The following is a 1,668-nucleotide window of genomic DNA, read 5'->3' as shown; positions in this document are numbered from 1 at the left end:
AGCCGAACTGGTTCATCGTGTTGTGGGCGCCGCCCGCCTTCAGGGCGGCCTCGCCGGCGAAGTATTCCTTGTGGTCGTCGCCGATGTCGGAGCCGGCCATGTTCTGGTGCTTGACGCAGGCGATGCCCTGGCGGATCTCCGCGCGCTGCACGTTCTTGACGTAGCCGAGCATGCCCTGCTCGCCAAAATATTCCCTGGCGAGGTTGTCGGTCGACAGCGCCGCCGTGTGATAGGTCGGCAGCGTGATCAAATGGTGGAAGATGCCGGCGCGCTTGGCCGAATCCGCCTGGAAGGTGCGGATGCGCTCGTCGGCTTCCTTCGCCAGCGGCGTGTCGTCGTACTCCGCCTTCATCAGCTCGGCACGGTTGTACTTGCTGACGTCCTGGCCGGCGTCCTTCATCGCGTCGTAGACCTGCCAGCGGAAGTTCAGCGTCCAGTTGAAGGACGGCGAGTTGTTGTAGGCAAGCTTCGCGTTCGGGACCACCTTGCGGATGCGATCGACCATGCTGGCGATCTGCTCGATATGCGGCTTCTCAGTCTCGATCCACAAGAGGTCGGCGCCGTTCTGCAGCGAGGTGATGCAGTCGAGCACGCAGCGGTCTGCACCGGTGCCGGGACGGAACTGGTAGAGGTTCGAGGGCAGCCGCTTCGGACGCATCATCTTGCCGTTCTGGTTGATGATGACGTCGCCGTTGCGGGCCGTTGCCGCCGTGACTTCCTCGCAATCCAGGAAGCTGTTGTACTGGTCGCCGAGGTCGCCGGGCTGGTGGCTGACGGCAATCTGCTGCGTCAGGCCGGCGCCGAGCGAGTCGGTGCGGGTCACGACGACGCCGTCTTCGACGCCGAGCTCGAGGAAGGCGTGGCGGCAGGCGCGGATTTTGGCCAGGAAGACGTCGTGCGGCACGGTGACCTTGCCGTCCTGGTGGCCGCACTGCTTCTCGTCCGAGACCTGGTTCTCGATCTGCAGCGCGCAGGCGCCCGCCTCGATCATCTTCTTGGCGAGCAGATAGGTCGCCTCCGCATTGCCGAAGCCGGCGTCGATGTCGGCGATGACGGGCACGACATGGGTCTGGAAGTTGTCGATCTTCGCGATCAGCTCCTTCTCCCTGACCGTGTCGCCTTCCTTGCGCGCCTTATCGAGGCTGCGGAAGATGTCGTTGAGCTCGCGGGAGTCCGCCTGGCGCAGGAAGGTGTAGAGCTCCTCGATCAAAGCCGGCACCGAGGTCTTCTCGTGCATCGACTGGTCGGGCAGCGGGCCGAACTCGGAGCGCAGCGCGGCGATCATCCAGCCCGACAGGTACAGATAGCGGCGGTCCGTCGTGCCAAAATGCTTCTTCACCGAGATCAGCTTCTGCTGGGCGATGAAGCCGTGCCAGCAGCCGAGCGACTGGGTGTATTTGGTGCTGTCGGCATCATAGGCGGCCATGTCGGCGCGCATCACCGCCGCGGTGTAGCGGGCGACGTCGAGGCCGGTCTTGAAGCGGTTCTGCAGCCGCATGCGCGCCACCGCTTCGGCGGTGACGCCGTTCCAGGTGGCCTTGTCCTTGAGGAGGGCTTCCGCCGCCTCGATCTCGCTCTGGTAGGACGCCGGCCCCTGGATGGCCCGGTCGCTGATGCCGCGCGGTTGGAAATTCATGTCCGTGATCCCTTCGATGACGACAAACTGGC

At 64.6% G+C, this 1,668-nt stretch carries 1 protein-coding gene; it reads right to left on the bottom strand.

The window, feature by feature from the left end; all coding sequences use genetic code 11:
- The coding region (locus tag JQ632_RS39085; RefSeq protein WP_212408040.1) for an isocitrate lyase at positions 1-1,636 on the bottom strand (1,636 nt) is incomplete at its 3' end.
- Between the last annotated feature and the right edge of the window lie 32 nt (positions 1,637-1,668).

It is taken from the genome of Bradyrhizobium liaoningense (genome assembly GCF_018130955.1).
In the GTDB taxonomy this organism is placed as follows: domain Bacteria; phylum Pseudomonadota; class Alphaproteobacteria; order Rhizobiales; family Xanthobacteraceae; genus Bradyrhizobium; species Bradyrhizobium liaoningense_C.
The sequence above is the reverse complement of the archived record's forward strand: the minus strand, read 5'-3'. Positions and strand labels throughout refer to the sequence as shown.